We start from the raw sequence: 14,924 nt of genomic DNA, 5'->3' as shown, positions 1-14,924 counted from the left end.
AAATCCGCCTCAGGCGGGGCCGGGCGGCTGTTCGGGTCCGGAAGCGGGATGGCGGGCCTGGGCCAGCGTGGCGCCGGCGGCCTCGGAGATGCTGCGCAGGTGCAGGTCGGTCTGGGGGTAGGGGATCTCGATGCCGGCCTGGGTCAGCGCGGCGTACATGCGCGACAGCAGGTCGCTGCGCACCACCAGGGAACGGTCGAAGTCGGGCGTCCAGGCGCGCAGGCTGAAGTCCAGGGTGCTCTGGCCGAAGCCCATGAAGAGCGCCAGCGGCGCCGGCTGCACCGAGACGCCGGGCGTGGCGCGGGCGGCCTCGGTGAGCAGTTCGAGGGCGCGGGCGGGGTCCGTGCCGTAGGCCAGGCCCAGGTTGATGTCGATGCGGCGGTTGCGGTCCAGCATGGTCCAGTTGGTCAGCTTTTCCGAGAGCAGGGTGCCGTTGGGCACCACCACGTCGGCGCCGTCGAAGGTCCGGATGCGGGTGGCGCGCATGCCGATGTCGCGCACTTCGCCCGAGGTGCCGCCGATGTCCACGGCGTCGCCCGGCTGGATGGGGCGCTCGAACATCAGGATCAGGCCCGAGACGAAGTTGTTGACCACGTTCTGCAGGCCGAAGCCGATGCCCACGCCCAGGGCGCCGAGCACGATGGCGAGCTGGCTGGCCTTGACGCCGGCCGCCGACAGCGCCACCGCCAGGCCCAGCAGCAGCACCGAGTAATAGCTCAGCGAGGCCACGCTGTTGCCCACCCCGCGCGGCAGCGGCATGCGGTTGAGCAGTTCGTCGTGCAGCAGCAGGCGCACCGTGCGCGCGGCCCAGAACGCGATCAGCACCGAGACGACGAACACCAGGATATTGCCCAGGCTGATCGTGATGTTGCCGACCACCAGCGTGTACGACAGCGTTTGCGTCACGATGCCGTAGACCGCGCGCAGGATGCGGAAGCGGTCCATGGTGTAGACGGCCCAGCCGATGATCGCGCCGACCGTCACCAGCCGGATCAGGAGCTGCACCAGGGGCGGGGCGTGCTCGCGCGCGATCCGGAAGCGCGACACGCCTGGGCGGGCCAGCAGCAATTGCAGCAGCGTGACGATGATGGTGACGCCGGCATACAGCATGAGGCCGAAATAGCCGCTGCTGACCACCGCGCTGGTCAGCATTTCGGCCAGCGACAGGTTGCCGACGATGTTGGCGATCGCGGAAATGGCCAGCAGCGCCGTGGCGCCCCAGGCGATGGCGTGCAAGGCCTTGCGCAGGCGGCCCGGCGCCTGGGCGTCGGGGGCGCGGCGCGCGCGCGCCAGCAGCCAGAGCGAGGCCGCCAGCGCCAGCAGGGTCAGCACCAGGCTGTGGAGCCGATACCAGGTCTCGCTGACCAGGAACAGCACGCCCAGCCGTTCGATCAGGTACAGGCCGGTAATGGCGTAGGGCCACAGGCCGAGCTGCTGGCGCGTGGCCGGCGGGAGCAGCCGCAGCACCGGCACCACCGCCAGCAGCAGCGCCACCTGCTGGACGATGAGCGGCGCGTCCGCCTCCAGCAGCAGCACGCCCATCATGGCCAGCAGCAGCCATGCGGACAGCGGGCGGCCCAGCACCCGGGCGGCCGTTACGCTCATCTCCTGCGCGCGGATCGCGGCGCGGCTGCGCCACGCCAGCCAGAGCAGCAACGGCAGCAGCACGGCCTGCAGCACATGCAGGGCGAGCTGGTTGCTGGTGTCGGCCGCGGCGTACTCGCGCGCGAAGCGCAGCTCCAGTTCCAGGCCGGTGCGCAGCAGCGCCAGCGCCTGGCCGGGGGCTACGGGCTGGTCGGCGACGCGCCATAGCGGCGCGGCGTCGAGCTGCAGCAGGCGCGCGTCGATATCGTCGATGGCGCTGGCGACTTCGCGCTGTCCCGCCATGATCCGGCTTTCGACGGCGGCGCCGCGCTGGCTCAGCGCGATCTGGCGGGCCAGCGGGCCGGACAGCGCGGCTTCGGCCTGCGCCAGTTGCGCGATGACCGCGTCCACGCTGGTCATCAGCGCCGGCGGCAGGCGCGCCGCGCCGGGCGAATTGCGGATGGCCTGCCAGGCGTCGCTGCGCCGCGCCAGCTCGGCGGCCTCGGCGGCGTATGCCGCGGTCGCGCGCTGCATGTCGGCCTGCCAGCGATCGAAGCGGCGGGCATCGAACATCCAGTGCCGTTCCAGGCTTTCCAGCCGCATCACGGGCAGGGTGCGCAGCTGGGCGGGCTGGAACTGGTGGAGTTTCTCGTCGCTGGAGCGGGCGATCGCCTCGAGCCGGGGCGCGAGCCTGTCGGCGGGATCGCTGGCCGTGACGTTCTCGATCACGCCTTCGGCATAGCGGTGATCGGTATCGGCGCGCAAGGGAATGTCCGCCACTTGGATCGCCGCGGCGGAAGCGGGCGCCGGCTGGGCGGCCGGCGCGGGCTTGTCCTGCCCGTAAGCGCAGCCCAGGGCCACCATCCACAATGCGATCAGGCTGAAAAGCGTCTTGGCATAGGCGCGCATGTCGCGGTTCCGGCGGATGAGAGCGGTCGAGGAGAACGGCGGGGCCGCGCAAGGCGCAGGCGCCTCTTACGATATCCCGGAAGCGTCAATAAGGGGAGGGGGCGCTGCTATTCAGATCTGGTCGCCCAAGTCCAGACCTTGCTGGCCGTCCAGCCGGAAAGCGCCGGGGTCGTAGCCAGCCGACAACAGGATGGTGCGTACCTGGCAAGCTCCGGTATCGCGTAGCCGCTTGCAATACTTATGCAGGGACGAGGCGTCCTCGGTCAGGAGGAACGGGATGCGTTCGTGGCAGGCTTGGGCGATCAGTTTTATGTCGTCGCGCGCTACGGGGCGGGTAGTCTTGTCGTCGCGTGGACCCAGCGCGTTCCATAGTTGGGCGGCACGTTGCCCATGTGGGATGTTGAACGGCAAGTGGCGGAACTTTGGCAGGGGCAAGTCGGTGATCGGCTGCTTGACGCCGAACTCCGCGGCAACGATGGCAGAAAAGTACATCGGCATCGATTCGTCGAGCATCTGCCGGAAGTACTTGGTGGCGGTTTGATGGTTGGGTCGTCTGGCGTCGACCAGGGATATCAGGTAGCTGGTGTCCAGCAGCACTTCCACCGTCATACGCCCTCGCCGCGCAGCGACTCGACCCATTGGGCCGCATCGGGTACGTCGGCCCATGCCGCAGTGCCTTTACGCACCATCTGCTGGAATTCGTCCTCGTCATAGGCCGGGTGGTGCGCCTCGAACGAGCGCAGATTCAGGTTGCGCAGCTCGCCGGTACGCAGGTTTTCTTCCGCTGTCACGTGCAGTAACGCTGGTCGGTAGAGGCGATTTTCGCTTTCCTGGGCCAGGAGTTGCTGGGTGGCGGCCACCACCAGGGATTTGCCGTCTTCCAGCACCAGGTGGACGTTTGCCTTGGTCTTGCCGCCCCAGTCGACGACTTTGCCGTGCAGATATTTTTCGACCGTAACCCAGGTGTCGACCGGCCGTCTGAAGTTTGATCGGGCGTTGACCGTCGCCAGGGGGCGGCTGGCCGCATCTTCAAGTCGGTAAATCCGCTGTGGGTTGGTGCGAGCCTGGATTTGCCAGCGCTCGACGACCGCCGCCCGCTTGGGATCGATCGCCTCCTGCGAGGTGGGGTCGGACAATCGGGCCACGTCGGACCATAGCGTCGAGGCGCCCAGTAGTCCGGTCGCCACCAGGACCAGCGATCCTTCGTCTACGGATACCAGCACCTCGGCAGGGTTGACGTCCCGGGACGAGCCTTGCAAAAAATCGCTGACGTCCTTCTGGAATTCGCCCAGAAGGCTCAGAGGGACGTGCTTCGGCCCCACATCAACGCCATTGATGCGGTCGCGCAGAGCGAAACGAAGCGTATTGGCGGGTCCCATAACTGGGATTGTAGAGCCAGTGCCTGGCTAGAGGGGAGTGCCTGCCCCGGTGCGGTGGTCGTAGATGCCAGTTTGGATACCAATCTGGATGCCACCCGAAAAATGCGAAGGGCCAGAAAACGGCGCAAATCGAAAAGGCATAAAAAATCCCCGCTCAAGGCGGGGATTCTGGAATTCTGGTGGCCTGGGGCGGAATCGAACCACCGACACAAGGATTTTCAATCCTCTGCTCTACCGACTGAGCTACCAGGCCAACGAAGTCCGCAACTATACACAATTTTTTGGACTTGTGCCAGCCGGCAGGAAAATCCCTGGATATTGTCCGCCTGGAGGCGCGAATGGCCGGCGGTCCGGGCCGCCGCTGTTGTTTGGCGGAGACGTTGGCCGTTGCTGCGGCCCGCGGAAGCCGCGGGCTGGCCTGGGGATAACCCGCAGGAGTATAATCGCTAGCGGTCTGCCGCAGCGCACGTGCCTGTATCCCCCGCCCGTTGCGACGCTTGCCGGCGGCAGTTCTTAACTTACCCGCGGATGGCTTGGCCGTCCTTCCCTCATGTCGGTAGCAGTCCTTGCCTTCGGTCTGAATCACACGTCCGCGCCGGTTTCGGTCCGCGAACGCGTGTCCATGCCCGTCGATCTGGTGAAGCCCGCGTTGGAAGGGCTGCGTTCGGCGTTCGGCGGTTCGGTGCGCGAAGCCGCGATCCTGTCGACCTGTAACCGGACCGAGATCTATTGCGCGGCCGACGGCCACGTGGCCGATCAACTGCCGGCCTGGCTGGCCGAGCACAACCGCCTGGACGCCGGCACGCTGCGTCCGCACCTGTACCGCCACCACCAGGACGACGCCGTGCGCCATGCTTTCCGCGTGGCCAGCGGGCTGGATTCGATGGTGCTGGGCGAGACCCAGATCGTGGGCCAGATGAAGGACGCGGTGCGCGCCGCCGGCGAGGCCGGCGCCCTGGGCACGCTGCTGCACCAGATGTTCCAGCGCACCTTCTCCGTGGCCAAGGAAGTGCGGTCGCAGACCGCCATCGGCGCGCAGTCGGTGTCCATGGCCGCCGCCGCGGTGCGCCTGGCCGAGCGCGTGTTCGGCAATCTGGACCAGGCCCGCACGTTGTTCATCGGCGCGGGCGAAATGATCGAACTGTGCGCCACGCACTTCGCCGCGCAGCGTCCGCGCAGCATGGTGGTGGCCAATCGCACCGCCGAGCGCGCCGAAATCCTGGCCAACCGGTTTTCCGCCAGCACGATGAAGCTGTCCGACCTGACGGACCGGCTGTCCGAATTCGACGTCATCGTGTCCTGTACTGCGAGCTCCCTGCCCATCCTCGGCCTGGGGATGGTGGAACGGGCCACCCGGCTGCGCCGCCACCGGCCGATGGTCATGATAGACCTGGCCGTGCCGCGCGATATCGAGCCCGAAGTCGGCCGCCTGGACGACGTCTATCTGTATTCGGTGGATGACCTGGGCCGGCTGGTCCAGACCGGCACGGACGCGCGCCGCGCCGCCGTGGTGCAGGCCGAAGCCATCATCGAAACCCGCGTCCAGGGCTTCATGCACTGGATGCAGTCGCGCGAAGTGGTGCCTGTCATCCGCGACCTGCACCAGGCCGCCGAGGACGTCCGCAGCGCCGAGCTGGAGCGCGCCCGCAAGCTGCTGGCGCGGGGCGAATCGCCCGAGGCCGTGCTCGAGCAGCTGGCCCACGGCCTGACGCAGAAATACCTGCACGGCCCGCTGGCGGCCCTGAACCGCAGCGAAGGCGAGGACCGCAAGCAGCTGCTTGCCTGGATGCCGCGCCTGTTCCCCGGCCGCGACTCGCGCCGTTAGCGACGCTGTCCCACGTCCCGCCCTCTCTGGCGGGCGTTCCGTTTCTGGGCGCCCGCTGTCCTGCTTTTCTTTTTGGTCATTCCCCATGAAATCTTCCATGCGCAGCCGGCTGGAGCATCTGTGCCACCGCCTCATCGAGGTCGACGCCATGCTCGCCGAACCGGAAACCGCCTCCGACATGGAGCGCTTCCGCAAGCTCTCGCGCGAACGCGCCGAACTGGAGCCCGTGGTCGAGGCGTTCACCGCCTTCACGCGCACCGAGGAGGACCTGGCGGCCGCCCAGGAGATGCTGGCGGACCCGGACCTGAAAGCCATGGCCGAGGACGAACTGAAGTCCGGCCGCGCCAGGCTGGAGGAGCTGGAAGCGGCGCTGCAGGTGCTGCTGCTGCCGCGCGACCCCAACGACGGCCGCAGCGTGTTCCTGGAAATCCGCGCGGGCACGGGCGGCGACGAGAGCGCGCTGTTCTCGGGCGACCTGCTGCGCATGTACACGCGCTACGCCGAGCAGCGCGGCTGGCGCGTGGAGCTGATGTCCGAAAGCCCGTCCGAACTGGGCGGCTACAAGGAAGTGATCGCGCGTATCGACGGCGACGGCGCCTACGGCCGCCTGAAGTTCGAATCCGGCGCGCACCGGGTGCAGCGCGTTCCCGCCACGGAGGCGCAAGGCCGCATCCACACGTCAGCCTGCACCGTGGCGATCATGGCGGAAGCCGACGAGATGTCGGACATCGTCATCAACCCGAACGACCTGCGCATCGACACCTTCCGCGCCAGCGGCGCGGGCGGGCAGCACATCAACAAGACCGATTCGGCCGTGCGCATCACCCACCTGCCTACCGGCCTGGTGGTCGAGTGCCAGGACGACCGCTCGCAGCACCGCAACAAGGACAAGGCCATGCAGGTGCTGGCCGCGCGCCTGAAGGACAAGGAAGTCCGCGAGCGGCAGAGCAAGGAGGCGGCCGAGCGCAAGAGCCTGATCGGCTCGGGCGACCGCTCCGAACGCATCCGCACCTATAACTATCCGCAGGGCCGCGTGACCGACCACCGCATCAACCTGACGCTGTACAAGCTGCAGCAGATCATGGAAGGCGATCTGGAGGAACTGACCGGCGCGCTGATCGCCGAACACCAGGCCGAGCAGCTGGCGGCGCTGGGCGACGATCTCTGACCGGAGCCGCGCCATGACGCCGCCGCAGCTCAAGACCCTGCTGCTCGATGCGCGCCTGCCGCGGCTGGAGGTGCGCATGCTGCTCGAGCACGTGCTGGGCAAGCCGCGCGCCTGGCTGCTGGCGCATGACACCGATGCGCTCGCGCCGGAAGTCGCGGCCGCCTACGAGGCGCTGGCGCAACGCCGCCTGGCCGGCGAGCCCATGGCCTATCTGGTGGGCCATCGCGAGTTCATGGGCCACCGCCTGCGGGTCACGCCGGACGTGCTGATTCCGCGCCCGGACACCGAGGTGCTGGTGGAAACCGCGCTGGAATGCCTGGCCGGCCTGTCCGCGCCGGCGGTGCTGGACCTGGGCACGGGCAGCGGCGCGATCGCGATTTCGATCGCGCTGGCGCGCCGCGACGCGCGCGTGATGGCTTCGGACGTCAGCGCGGCCGCGCTGGCGGTGGCGGCGGGCAACGCCTGGGACCTGGCGGCCTCGGTCCGACTGGTCGAGGGCAGCTGGTACGAGGCGGTGCCGGCGGGCGAGGGTTTCGACCTGATCGTGTCCAACCCGCCGTACGTGGCCAGCAACGATCCGCACCTGGAGCAGGGCGACGTGCGCTTCGAGCCGCGCGGCGCGCTGACCGACGGCGCCGGCGGCCTGCAGGACCTGTCCCGCATCGTGCAGGGCGCGCGGCGCCACCTGAAGCGCGGCGGCTCGCTGTGGCTGGAGCATGGCTGGGACCAGGCGCAGGCGGTGCGCGACATGCTGGCCGCCGCCGGATTCGAGGCCGTGCACAGCCGGCGCGACCTGGCCGGCATCGAGCGCATCTCCGGCGGCCGGCTCCCCGCCTGAACGATACCCCGGGCCGCTCCCGGGGTATCCGGGCGATTTTTCCCGCTGTACCTATAATTGACGTATTCCCCTACGCCTGTCCAAGAGACCACCATGAGCGACGTTCAAGAATTCATCCGCGAAACCGTGACCCAGCACCCCGTCGTGCTGTTCATGAAGGGCACCGCCCAGTTTCCGCAATGCGGCTTTTCCGGCAAGGCCATCCAGATCCTGAAGAGCTGTGGCGTGAAGAAGCTGGTCACGGTCAACGTGCTGGAGGACGAGGAAGTCCGCCAGGGCATCAAGGAATTCTCCAGCTGGCCCACCATTCCGCAGCTGTACGTGGGCGGCGAATTCGTCGGCGGCTCGGACATCATGAATGAGATGAACGAGTCCGGCGAACTGAAGACCCTGCTGGAGCAATCCGGCGCAATGGCCTGAGCAAGCCCGTGCGGCGGCTGGTCATCGGCATCACGGGCGCCACCGGGGCGCTCTACGCGGTGCGCATGCTGCAGGCGCTGCGCGGCGTGGACGACGTGGAGACGCATCTGGTGGTGTCGGCGTCCGGCGTGCTCAACATCAAGCACGAGCTGGACGTCAGCCGCCACGACGTCTACGCCCTGGCCGACCACGTGCACAGCGTGCGCGACGTGGGCGCCACGCTGGCCAGTGGCGCGTTCCAGACCGCCGGCATGGTGATCGTGCCCTGTTCGATGCGCACGCTGGCGGCCGTGGCCCACGGCCTGTCGGACAATCTCATCACGCGCGCCGCCGACGTCACGCTCAAAGAGCGGCGGCGCCTGGTGCTGATGGTGCGTGAAACCCCGTTCAACCTGGCGCACCTGCGCAACATGACGGCCGTCACGGAAATGGGCGGCATCGTCTTTCCGCCGCTGCCGGCCTTCTATCACCGCCCCGCGTCCATCGAGGAAATGGTGGATCACACCGTGGCGCGCGTGCTGGAACTCTTCGATATCGCCGTGCCCGGCCCCCACTGGGAAGGCATGAAGTAGGTCCTACTGGACCAGGCCCAATCCGTTCAGCGCCGCCAGGTTCTCCGGCCATTGCCGGGCCCTGGCATTTTGCAGTTCGATGCGCGCCCAGGCCATCCATCCGGCCCATTCGATGCGCTTGTCCCAGGCCGTGCCCCAGGCCTGCAGGGCCGCGAGGCCGGCGGCGGCATGCGCCTGCGCGGCGTCGAAGTCGCCCGCGGTCAAGGCCAGCTGCGCGAGCAGCAGGCGCGGCTCGCCCACCCAGGGATTGTGCGCCACGGCGGCTTCCAGCAAGTGGCGCGCGCTGTCCATTTCGGTCATCGGGTGCATGCGGGTCACGACCTGCCAGTACAGCGCGCTGGCGGCGGCTTCGTCGCGCGGGCTGAGGGTGGCGCGGCAGCCGTCGAACGCGGGCGGGACCGGAATGCCGGTGTCGGCGGGCATGCGCGACAAGGGCGCCAGCAGGTGCGACAGCATGGACAGGATGTTCGACGGCGGCTTGAGCGGACCGGGCCACATCGAGGCGGCCCAGTTCGTCTTCAGGTCGCGGCGCTGCTGCTGCGGATAGCCGGCGAAGATCTCGTCCTGCCAGCTGTGCCATTGCTCGCCGATGTCGGCGGCCGACACGACGATGAAAGCGGCGACCTGGCGCGGCGTGAGCGCATAGACCTGGCCGTCCGCGCCTTCGAGCTTCAGCCCGTCCGGGCCCGCGCCCTGGCCTTGCAGGATGGCCTGCACGAACTTCGTGCGCGGCATGGCGCAGAACAGGCTCACCCATTCCTCGGCCTCGGCGCCCAGCGCCTCGCGCAGCGTGCTGCGCTCGCGCTCGCGGTCGAACAGGGTGAGGTCCACGTATTCATTGCCGTAGACGCTGTGGAACAGGCCCAGCAGGCGCACTTCGCGCGGCTGGTTCCACAGCGCCAGCGTGCGGTAGACGCCCAGCAGGTGGTGCTTGAAGGTGCCGGCCTTGTGCCAGTCTTCGCCGGCGCTGCGGGCGAACAGCAGGTCCAGCAGGGCGGGTAGGTCGGCGTCCACAGCGGCGTAGTGGTCGGAGAGCAGGGCGCGCGCGTGGGGGTGGAGTTCTGTGGTGGCGGACATGGGATCGCGATGAATGAAAGCAAGCCCGTATTGTGTCCGGATGCCGCCGGCTTGTCATGGCGCGCGGCTTTATATCGTAATTCGCATATCAATATGAATATTCATCGCTTCCGGTTTTGAAGCCCGCTCACTAGAATGCGGGGTCTTTCCTACCGACTTTGCGAGACTCGTATGCGCCTACGCCATTTCCTGGCCGTTTTCACCGCCCTGGCGGGCTTTGCCGGCACCCAGGCCATGGCGCAGGACGCCGAACTGACGGTGGGCGTGACCGTCGGCCCGCACGCGCAGATCGGCGAGGTCGCGCAGCGCGTGGCGGCCAAGGACGGGCTGAAGGTCAAGCTGGTGGAGTTCAGCGATTTCATCCAGCCGAACGCCGCGCTGGACGCCAAGGAGCTGGACCTCAACATCTACCAGCACAAGCCCTTCCTGGATTCGCAGAACAAGGCGCGCGGCTACAAGCTGGTGCCGGTGGCGACCGCCGTGGTGCAGCAGATGGGCATCTATTCCAAGCGCCTGAAGTCGCTGGACGAGCTGCCGCAGGGCGGCAAGGTGGCCATCCCGAACGATCCCACCAACGGCGCGCGCGCCCTGCTGGTGCTGGCCGCCGCCAAGCTGATCACGCTCAAGGACGGCGTGACCGTGACGGCTTCGCTGTTCGACGTGGAGCAGAATCCGAAGAAGCTGAAGTTCATCGAGATCGAGGCCGCGCAACTGCCGCACTCGCTGTCGGACGTGGACGCGGCCGCGGTGAATTCGGCCTACGCGATCCCGGCCGGCCTGTCGCCGGCCAAGGACGCGCTGGCCCTGGAAAGCAAGGACGCGCCCTTCGCCGCGGTGGTGATCGCGGCCCGCGAGGACAACAGGAATGACCCGCGCGTCGCGCGCTTCATCAAGGCCTACCAGTCGGACGAGGTGAAGGCCTTCGTCGCCCGGCAGTTCCCCGGCGCCTATTCGACCTCCTGGTAAGCCCGCCGTTTACACGTACTTGCCGGTAAGCCCGCCGTCCACGACCAGTTCCGTGCCGGTGATGTAGGACGCTTCATCCGACGCCAGGAACGCGACGGCATTGGCCACTTCCCACGGCGTGCCCATGCGCCCCATCGGGACCTGCTTGTCGCGCGCCGCGCTGGCGGCCTTGGCGTCGGCGTCGAACATGCGCGCCACATTCTTCGCCACGCGCGGCGTGTCGATCAGGCCCGGAATCACGGTGTTCACGCGGATGCGGTCGGCGGCGTATTGTTGCGCGGCCATGCGGGCGAAGTGGATCACGGCCGCCTTGGTCACGCTGTACGCCAGGTGCGGATAGCCCGTGTAGCGGATGCCGGCCACCGACGAGACAGTGACGATGGCGCCGCCGCCTTGCCCGCGCATCAGCGGGGCCAGCAGCCGCGTGGCGATGAGCAGGCTGGTCACGTTGACCTGCTGGATGCGGTCCCAGTCCTGCAGCGAGATGTCCTCGGGGCCGCCGACCTTGCCGATGCCGGCGTTGGCCTGCAGCACGTCGATGCGGCCATAGCGGCGCAGCGCCGCGTCCACCGCGGCCTGCATCGCGTCCGGATCGGCGACGTCGGCCTGCACGGGCAGGGCGCTGCCGCCGGCCAGTTCGACTTCGTGGGCCGCGTCTTCGGCCGCTTCCATGCTGGCGTCCAGCGCGACGATGGAGGCCCCCTGGCGCGCCATGGTCACGCAGCTGGCCTTGCCGATGCTCCAGCCGGCGGCCGAGGCGCCGGCGCCGGCCACCAGCACGATCTTGCCCGCCAGGCGGGTGTCGTTGACGGCGGTCATGACTGTTCCCCGCCCTGCTGGTGCGACTTGCCCGCGCCCACGTACGGAATGGCGTGGTCGATGGTTTCCCAGATATAGCGGCCCGAGGGGCTTTGCTGTTCCTCGGCCACGTGCGACACCAGGCCGGCGGCGCGCGAGATCACGGCGAAGCCGCGCATCAGGTCGGTGGGCACGCCGATCTCGCTCAGCAGCGCGGCCACCGCGCCGGTGGCGTTGATGGTGATGTGCTTGCCGTAGGTGGCGTCGATGGCCGAGGCCAGCAGGCGCAGCGCCTTGAGCGAGTCTCCCGGCAGATCCGGCTCGGCCTCGGCCAGCGCCAGCAGCTTGATCGAGCGCGGATCGTCCGGCTTGTGCAGATGGTGGCCGAAGCCCGGCAGGGGGCGGCGCGACTCGCGGAATTCGCGCGCGATGGCCAGCGCCTCGGCCTCGCCGTCGGCGGCCTGGCGGATGCGGTCCAGCAGGCGCGAGCAGTTCTCCATGGTGCCGACGAACTGGCTGCCCACCGCCATCAGCCCGGAGGCCACGGCGCCCTGCAGGTTTTCCGGCGCGCTCATGTAGATCAGGCGCGTGGTGATGGCGCTGGGCGTCAGGCCGTGTTCCATCAGCGTGACCAGCACCGCGTCGACGATGCGCAGGTCCACCGGGCGCGCCTCGCGGCCCAGGATCTGCATGATCATGACTTCGGTGAAGGTTTTCTTGCCGATCAGGTCCTCGACCAGATCGACGTCGCGGTAGGACATGCCGGTGAGATGATGCGCGCACAGGCGGGTTTCGGGCGTTTTCATGCTGTCTCCTTGAGGGCCGCGTCGCGCACGGCGTTCTTCAATACCTTGCCCACGTTGGAACGCGGCAGGCTGTCATGGATATGGAACTGCTTGGGCGTGGCCACCGGCCCGAGCAGGCCGCGCACGTGCGCCTTGAGCTCGTCGGCGCTGGCCTGCGCCCCGGGATGGAACTGGACGGCGGCGTGCACGGCCTCGCCCCATTTGTCGTCGGGCAGGCCGAAGACCGAGCATTCGTACACGGCGGGATGCGCCGACAGCGCATTCTCGACGTCCACGGGATAGATGTTGAAGCCGCCGGTGATGATCACGTCGCGCAGGCGGTCTTTCAGGAACAGGTAGCCGCGCGCGTCGATCAGGCCGGTGTCGCCGGTATGCAGCCAGCCGTCGACGATGGTCTCGGCGGTCTTTTCCGGCAGGCGCCAGTAGCCGGACATCATCAGGTCGCCCTGCACCACGACTTCGCCGATTTCGCCGCGCGGCAGCAGCGCGCCGTCCGGTCCCATGATGGCCACGTCGCTCAGCCAGGTGACGCGCCCGACCGAGGCGCGGTTCTCCGGCGCTTCGAGGTCGGCGGGGCGCAGCACGGTGACGATCTGCGGCGCTTCGGTCTGGCCGTAGGTGGTGCCCAGCACCGGGCCGAAGAAGGCGCGCGCCTTGTCGATCTTTTCGACGGGCATGGGCGCGCCGCCATAGATCAGGTTGCGCAGGCGCGGAAAGTCCGCGCGCGAGACGCCCGGCTGCGCCATGATCATGTAAATCAGCGTGGGCGGCATGAAGCACAGCGTGCCGCCGCGTTCGCGGAAGGCGGCGGTGATGCTGGCCGGGGTGACGGTGTCGAGCAGCAGATGGGTGCCGCCCTGGGCCAGGACCGGCAGCAGGTAGGTGCCGGTGCCGTGCGTGACGGGGGCGGCCACGACGTAGCGGTCGTCCTCGGTCAGTTCCCAGCTGGCGATCTGGTTGACGATGCCGGCGTTCCAGGCGTGGTACGGCTGCATCACGCCCTTGGGCAGCCCGGTGGTGCCGCCGGTGAACTTGATGGCCTGGGTGGCGTCGCGCGGCAGCGCGTGCCGCACCGGCGTGCGTCCGGCGTTGCTGGCCAGCAGGGCGTCCAGGGCCAGCGGCGCCGAGCCGTCTTCCAGGTGGATGCGATGGCGGCCCTGGGCCTCGGGCGCTAGGGGCGCGCCCACGCCGTCCACGATCACGATGGACGGCTCGGTGGCCTCCAGGATGCGCCCGATCTCGCGCTCGGTGCTGCGGTAGTTCAGCGGCACCCAGACCTTGCCGCTGGCCAGCACGGCCAGCAGCGCCAGAATGTGCCGCGCGGAATTGCCGGCGCAGATCGCCACGCGGGTCTGCGGCGCCGGGTCCAGCTCCTGCAGCGCGGCCGCCAGGGCGCGCACTTCGGCGGCCAGCCGGGCATACGTCGCCTGGCCCTCGGGGCCGTCCAGCGCGATGCGGTCCGGATGGCGTTCGGCGGCGCGGAAGAAGAAATCGATCGGGTACACCTGTGCTCCTTGGTCTTGATGGGGCCTAGTTGGCCTTGATGTCGGCGCTCTTGATGACGGCGCCCCACTTGTCGATTTCGCTGGCGATCTTCTTGCCGAACGATTCGGGCGTATTGGGGGGCTGCGGCGCGTAGAAGCCCGACTGCTTGTAAGAGGCCTGCAGCGCCTGGCCGGCCAGCGCCTTGTTCAGCGCCTGGTTGAGGCGGTCGATGACCGGCTTGGGCGTGCCCGCGGGCGCGACCAGGCCGAACCAGGATTCCACGTCGAAGCCGGGCAGGCCGGATTCGGCCAGCGTGGGCGTATCGGGCAGCGAGTCCAGGCGCTGCGGCGACGTCACGCCGATGGGGCGCAGCTTGCCGGCCTGCACGTGGGGCAGCGACGAGGGCAGGTTGTCGAACATGGAGTCCACCTGGCCGCCCAGCAGATCGGCCACCGCCGGGCCGCTGCCGCGGTAGGGCACGTGCAGGATGTCGGCGCCCGTCTTCATCTTGAACAGTTCGCAGGACAGATGGATGGACGAGCCGGTGCCCGAGGACGCGCAGCTCAGCTTGCCGGGATTGGACTTGGCGTAGGCGATGTATTCCTGCACCGTCTTGACCGGCATCTTGGGGTTGACCACCAGGACGTTGGGGATGGTGGCCAACAGGCCGATGGGCTCGAATCCCTTGACGAAATCGTAGTTCAGCTGGCTGTAGAGCGTGCGGTTGATGGTGTTGGCGATGGAGCCCACGTACAGCATGTAGCCGTCCGGCGCGGCGCGCGAGACGATTTCCGCGCCGATGTTGCTGTTGGCGCCGGTCTTGTTCTCGATCACGAAGGGCTGGCCCAGCTCCTCGGCCAGAGATTTGGCCACCAGGCGCGCGACGATGTCGGTGGCGCCGCCGGCGGCATAGCCGACCACCAGCGTCACCGGGCGTTCGGGATACTGGCCCGCCAGGGCGGGGGCCGCGAACATCGTAGTCAGGGCAGCCGCCGCGGCCCACCGCTTGCTGAAAATCTTCATTGTTGTCTCCGTCCTGTGTTGTCTAGAATTTGGACAGTTCTTTGCCTGTCCCGCCCCATAATGGGCTTTGATAG

Annotated in this window: 14 protein-coding genes and 1 tRNA gene; 6 read left to right on the top strand and 9 right to left on the bottom strand. The window is 68.3% G+C overall.

The features are described 5' to 3' along the window. Nucleotides 1–9: 9 nt before the first annotated feature. From AC1IQ6_RS25210 to AC1IQ6_RS25195, 4 genes are all read right to left on the bottom strand, one after another. On the bottom strand, nt 10–2,493 hold the full coding sequence (locus AC1IQ6_RS25210) for a mechanosensitive ion channel family protein (protein ID WP_485865458.1): 2,484 nt from the start codon (nt 2,491–2,493) through the stop codon (nt 10–12). Nucleotides 2,494–2,604: 111 nt separating this feature from the next. Then, nucleotides 2,605–3,102, bottom strand: coding sequence for a type II toxin-antitoxin system VapC family toxin (locus AC1IQ6_RS25205; RefSeq protein WP_102775356.1), 498 nt, complete (start codon nt 3,100–3,102; stop codon nt 2,605–2,607). Next, complete coding sequence (locus AC1IQ6_RS25200; protein WP_485865457.1) at nt 3,099–3,872, bottom strand: hypothetical protein; 774 nt, start codon at nt 3,870–3,872, stop codon at nt 3,099–3,101. The genes AC1IQ6_RS25205 and AC1IQ6_RS25200 overlap by 4 nt, the downstream gene beginning before the upstream one ends. 177 nt (nt 3,873–4,049) lie before the next feature. Next, a tRNA-Phe gene (locus tag AC1IQ6_RS25195) sits at nt 4,050–4,125 on the bottom strand. A gap of 297 nt (nt 4,126–4,422) precedes the next feature. Here AC1IQ6_RS25195 and hemA point away from each other — a divergent pair. From hemA to AC1IQ6_RS25170, 5 genes are all read left to right on the top strand, one after another. Continuing rightward, entirely contained in the window at nt 4,423–5,697 is a 1,275-nt protein-coding gene (gene hemA / locus AC1IQ6_RS25190) for a glutamyl-tRNA reductase (protein WP_102775665.1), read from the top strand. Nucleotides 5,698–5,782: 85 nt separating this feature from the next. After that, complete coding sequence (gene prfA / locus AC1IQ6_RS25185; RefSeq protein WP_102775666.1) at nt 5,783–6,865, top strand: peptide chain release factor 1; 1,083 nt, start codon at nt 5,783–5,785, stop codon at nt 6,863–6,865. 13 nt (nt 6,866–6,878) lie between these two features. Then, the gene (gene prmC, locus AC1IQ6_RS25180; protein WP_102775667.1) at nt 6,879–7,703 is read left to right on the top strand and encodes a peptide chain release factor N(5)-glutamine methyltransferase; all 825 of its coding nucleotides are present in this window, start codon (nt 6,879–6,881) and stop codon (nt 7,701–7,703) included. Nucleotides 7,704–7,796: 93 nt separating this feature from the next. Next, nucleotides 7,797–8,123, top strand: coding sequence for a Grx4 family monothiol glutaredoxin (gene grxD, locus AC1IQ6_RS25175; protein ID WP_102775668.1), 327 nt, complete (start codon nt 7,797–7,799; stop codon nt 8,121–8,123). 8 nt (nt 8,124–8,131) lie between these two features. Beyond that, entirely contained in the window at nt 8,132–8,695 is a 564-nt protein-coding gene (locus AC1IQ6_RS25170) for a UbiX family flavin prenyltransferase (RefSeq protein WP_102775669.1), read from the top strand. Between the two features lie 3 nt (nt 8,696–8,698). Here the strand turns inward: AC1IQ6_RS25170 and AC1IQ6_RS25165 are convergent, their stop codons facing one another. Continuing rightward, the gene (locus AC1IQ6_RS25165; protein WP_111826789.1) at nt 8,699–9,772 is read right to left on the bottom strand and encodes a DUF6817 domain-containing protein; all 1,074 of its coding nucleotides are present in this window, start codon (nt 9,770–9,772) and stop codon (nt 8,699–8,701) included. 171 nt (nt 9,773–9,943) lie between these two features. Here AC1IQ6_RS25165 and AC1IQ6_RS25160 point away from each other — a divergent pair, with 171 nt between their 5' ends. Beyond that, nucleotides 9,944–10,738 (top strand): MetQ/NlpA family ABC transporter substrate-binding protein, encoded by a 795-nt coding sequence (locus tag AC1IQ6_RS25160; RefSeq protein WP_102775671.1) that lies wholly within the window; start codon nt 9,944–9,946, stop codon nt 10,736–10,738. A 9-nt stretch (nt 10,739–10,747) separates the two neighbouring features. Here the strand turns inward: AC1IQ6_RS25160 and AC1IQ6_RS25155 are convergent, their stop codons facing one another. The 4 genes from AC1IQ6_RS25155 to AC1IQ6_RS25140 are packed head-to-tail and all read right to left on the bottom strand — an operon-like array spanning nt 10,748 to nt 14,850. Then, nucleotides 10,748–11,557 carry an SDR family NAD(P)-dependent oxidoreductase gene (locus AC1IQ6_RS25155; RefSeq protein ID WP_485865456.1) on the bottom strand — a complete coding sequence of 270 codons (810 nt, stop codon included), beginning with the start codon at nt 11,555–11,557 and terminating at the stop codon, nt 10,748–10,750. Further along, on the bottom strand, nt 11,554–12,342 hold the full coding sequence (locus AC1IQ6_RS25150; protein ID WP_102775673.1) for a citryl-CoA lyase: 789 nt from the start codon (nt 12,340–12,342) through the stop codon (nt 11,554–11,556). Before AC1IQ6_RS25150 ends, AC1IQ6_RS25155 begins: the two co-directional genes overlap by 4 nt. Beyond that, nucleotides 12,339–13,847, bottom strand: a complete 1,509-nt coding sequence (locus AC1IQ6_RS25145) for a class I adenylate-forming enzyme family protein (RefSeq protein ID WP_485865455.1) — start codon at nt 13,845–13,847, stop codon at nt 12,339–12,341. Before AC1IQ6_RS25145 ends, AC1IQ6_RS25150 begins: the two co-directional genes overlap by 4 nt. Nucleotides 13,848–13,872: 25 nt before the next feature. Continuing rightward, entirely contained in the window at nt 13,873–14,850 is a 978-nt protein-coding gene (locus AC1IQ6_RS25140; protein WP_485865454.1) for a Bug family tripartite tricarboxylate transporter substrate binding protein, read from the bottom strand. Nucleotides 14,851–14,924 lie beyond the last annotated feature (74 nt).

The sequence above is a fragment of the Achromobacter sp. MUI-25009338 genome (genome assembly GCF_057359325.1).
This window is presented reverse-complemented; position numbering and strand designations above follow the sequence as displayed.

What these genes read in the sequence shown, in the direction of transcription:
- prmC (WP_102775667.1), top strand. Translation starts at nt 6,879, where the DNA reads ATGACGCCGCCGCAGCTCAAGACCCTGCTGCTCGATGCGCGCCTGCCG.
- AC1IQ6_RS25200 (WP_485865457.1), bottom strand. Translation starts at nt 3,872, where the DNA reads ATGGGACCCGCCAATACGCTTCGTTTCGCTCTGCGCGACCGCATCAAT.
- AC1IQ6_RS25210 (WP_485865458.1), bottom strand. Translation starts at nt 2,493, where the DNA reads ATGCGCGCCTATGCCAAGACGCTTTTCAGCCTGATCGCATTGTGGATG.
- AC1IQ6_RS25140 (WP_485865454.1), bottom strand. Translation starts at nt 14,850, where the DNA reads ATGAAGATTTTCAGCAAGCGGTGGGCCGCGGCGGCTGCCCTGACTACG.
- AC1IQ6_RS25150 (WP_102775673.1), bottom strand. Translation starts at nt 12,342, where the DNA reads ATGAAAACGCCCGAAACCCGCCTGTGCGCGCATCATCTCACCGGCATG.
- AC1IQ6_RS25160 (WP_102775671.1), top strand. Translation starts at nt 9,944, where the DNA reads ATGCGCCTACGCCATTTCCTGGCCGTTTTCACCGCCCTGGCGGGCTTT.
- grxD (WP_102775668.1), top strand. Translation starts at nt 7,797, where the DNA reads ATGAGCGACGTTCAAGAATTCATCCGCGAAACCGTGACCCAGCACCCC.
- prfA (WP_102775666.1), top strand. Translation starts at nt 5,783, where the DNA reads ATGAAATCTTCCATGCGCAGCCGGCTGGAGCATCTGTGCCACCGCCTC.
- AC1IQ6_RS25165 (WP_111826789.1), bottom strand. Translation starts at nt 9,772, where the DNA reads ATGTCCGCCACCACAGAACTCCACCCCCACGCGCGCGCCCTGCTCTCC.
- AC1IQ6_RS25155 (WP_485865456.1), bottom strand. Translation starts at nt 11,557, where the DNA reads ATGACCGCCGTCAACGACACCCGCCTGGCGGGCAAGATCGTGCTGGTG.
- AC1IQ6_RS25205 (WP_102775356.1), bottom strand. Translation starts at nt 3,102, where the DNA reads ATGACGGTGGAAGTGCTGCTGGACACCAGCTACCTGATATCCCTGGTC.
- hemA (WP_102775665.1), top strand. Translation starts at nt 4,423, where the DNA reads ATGTCGGTAGCAGTCCTTGCCTTCGGTCTGAATCACACGTCCGCGCCG.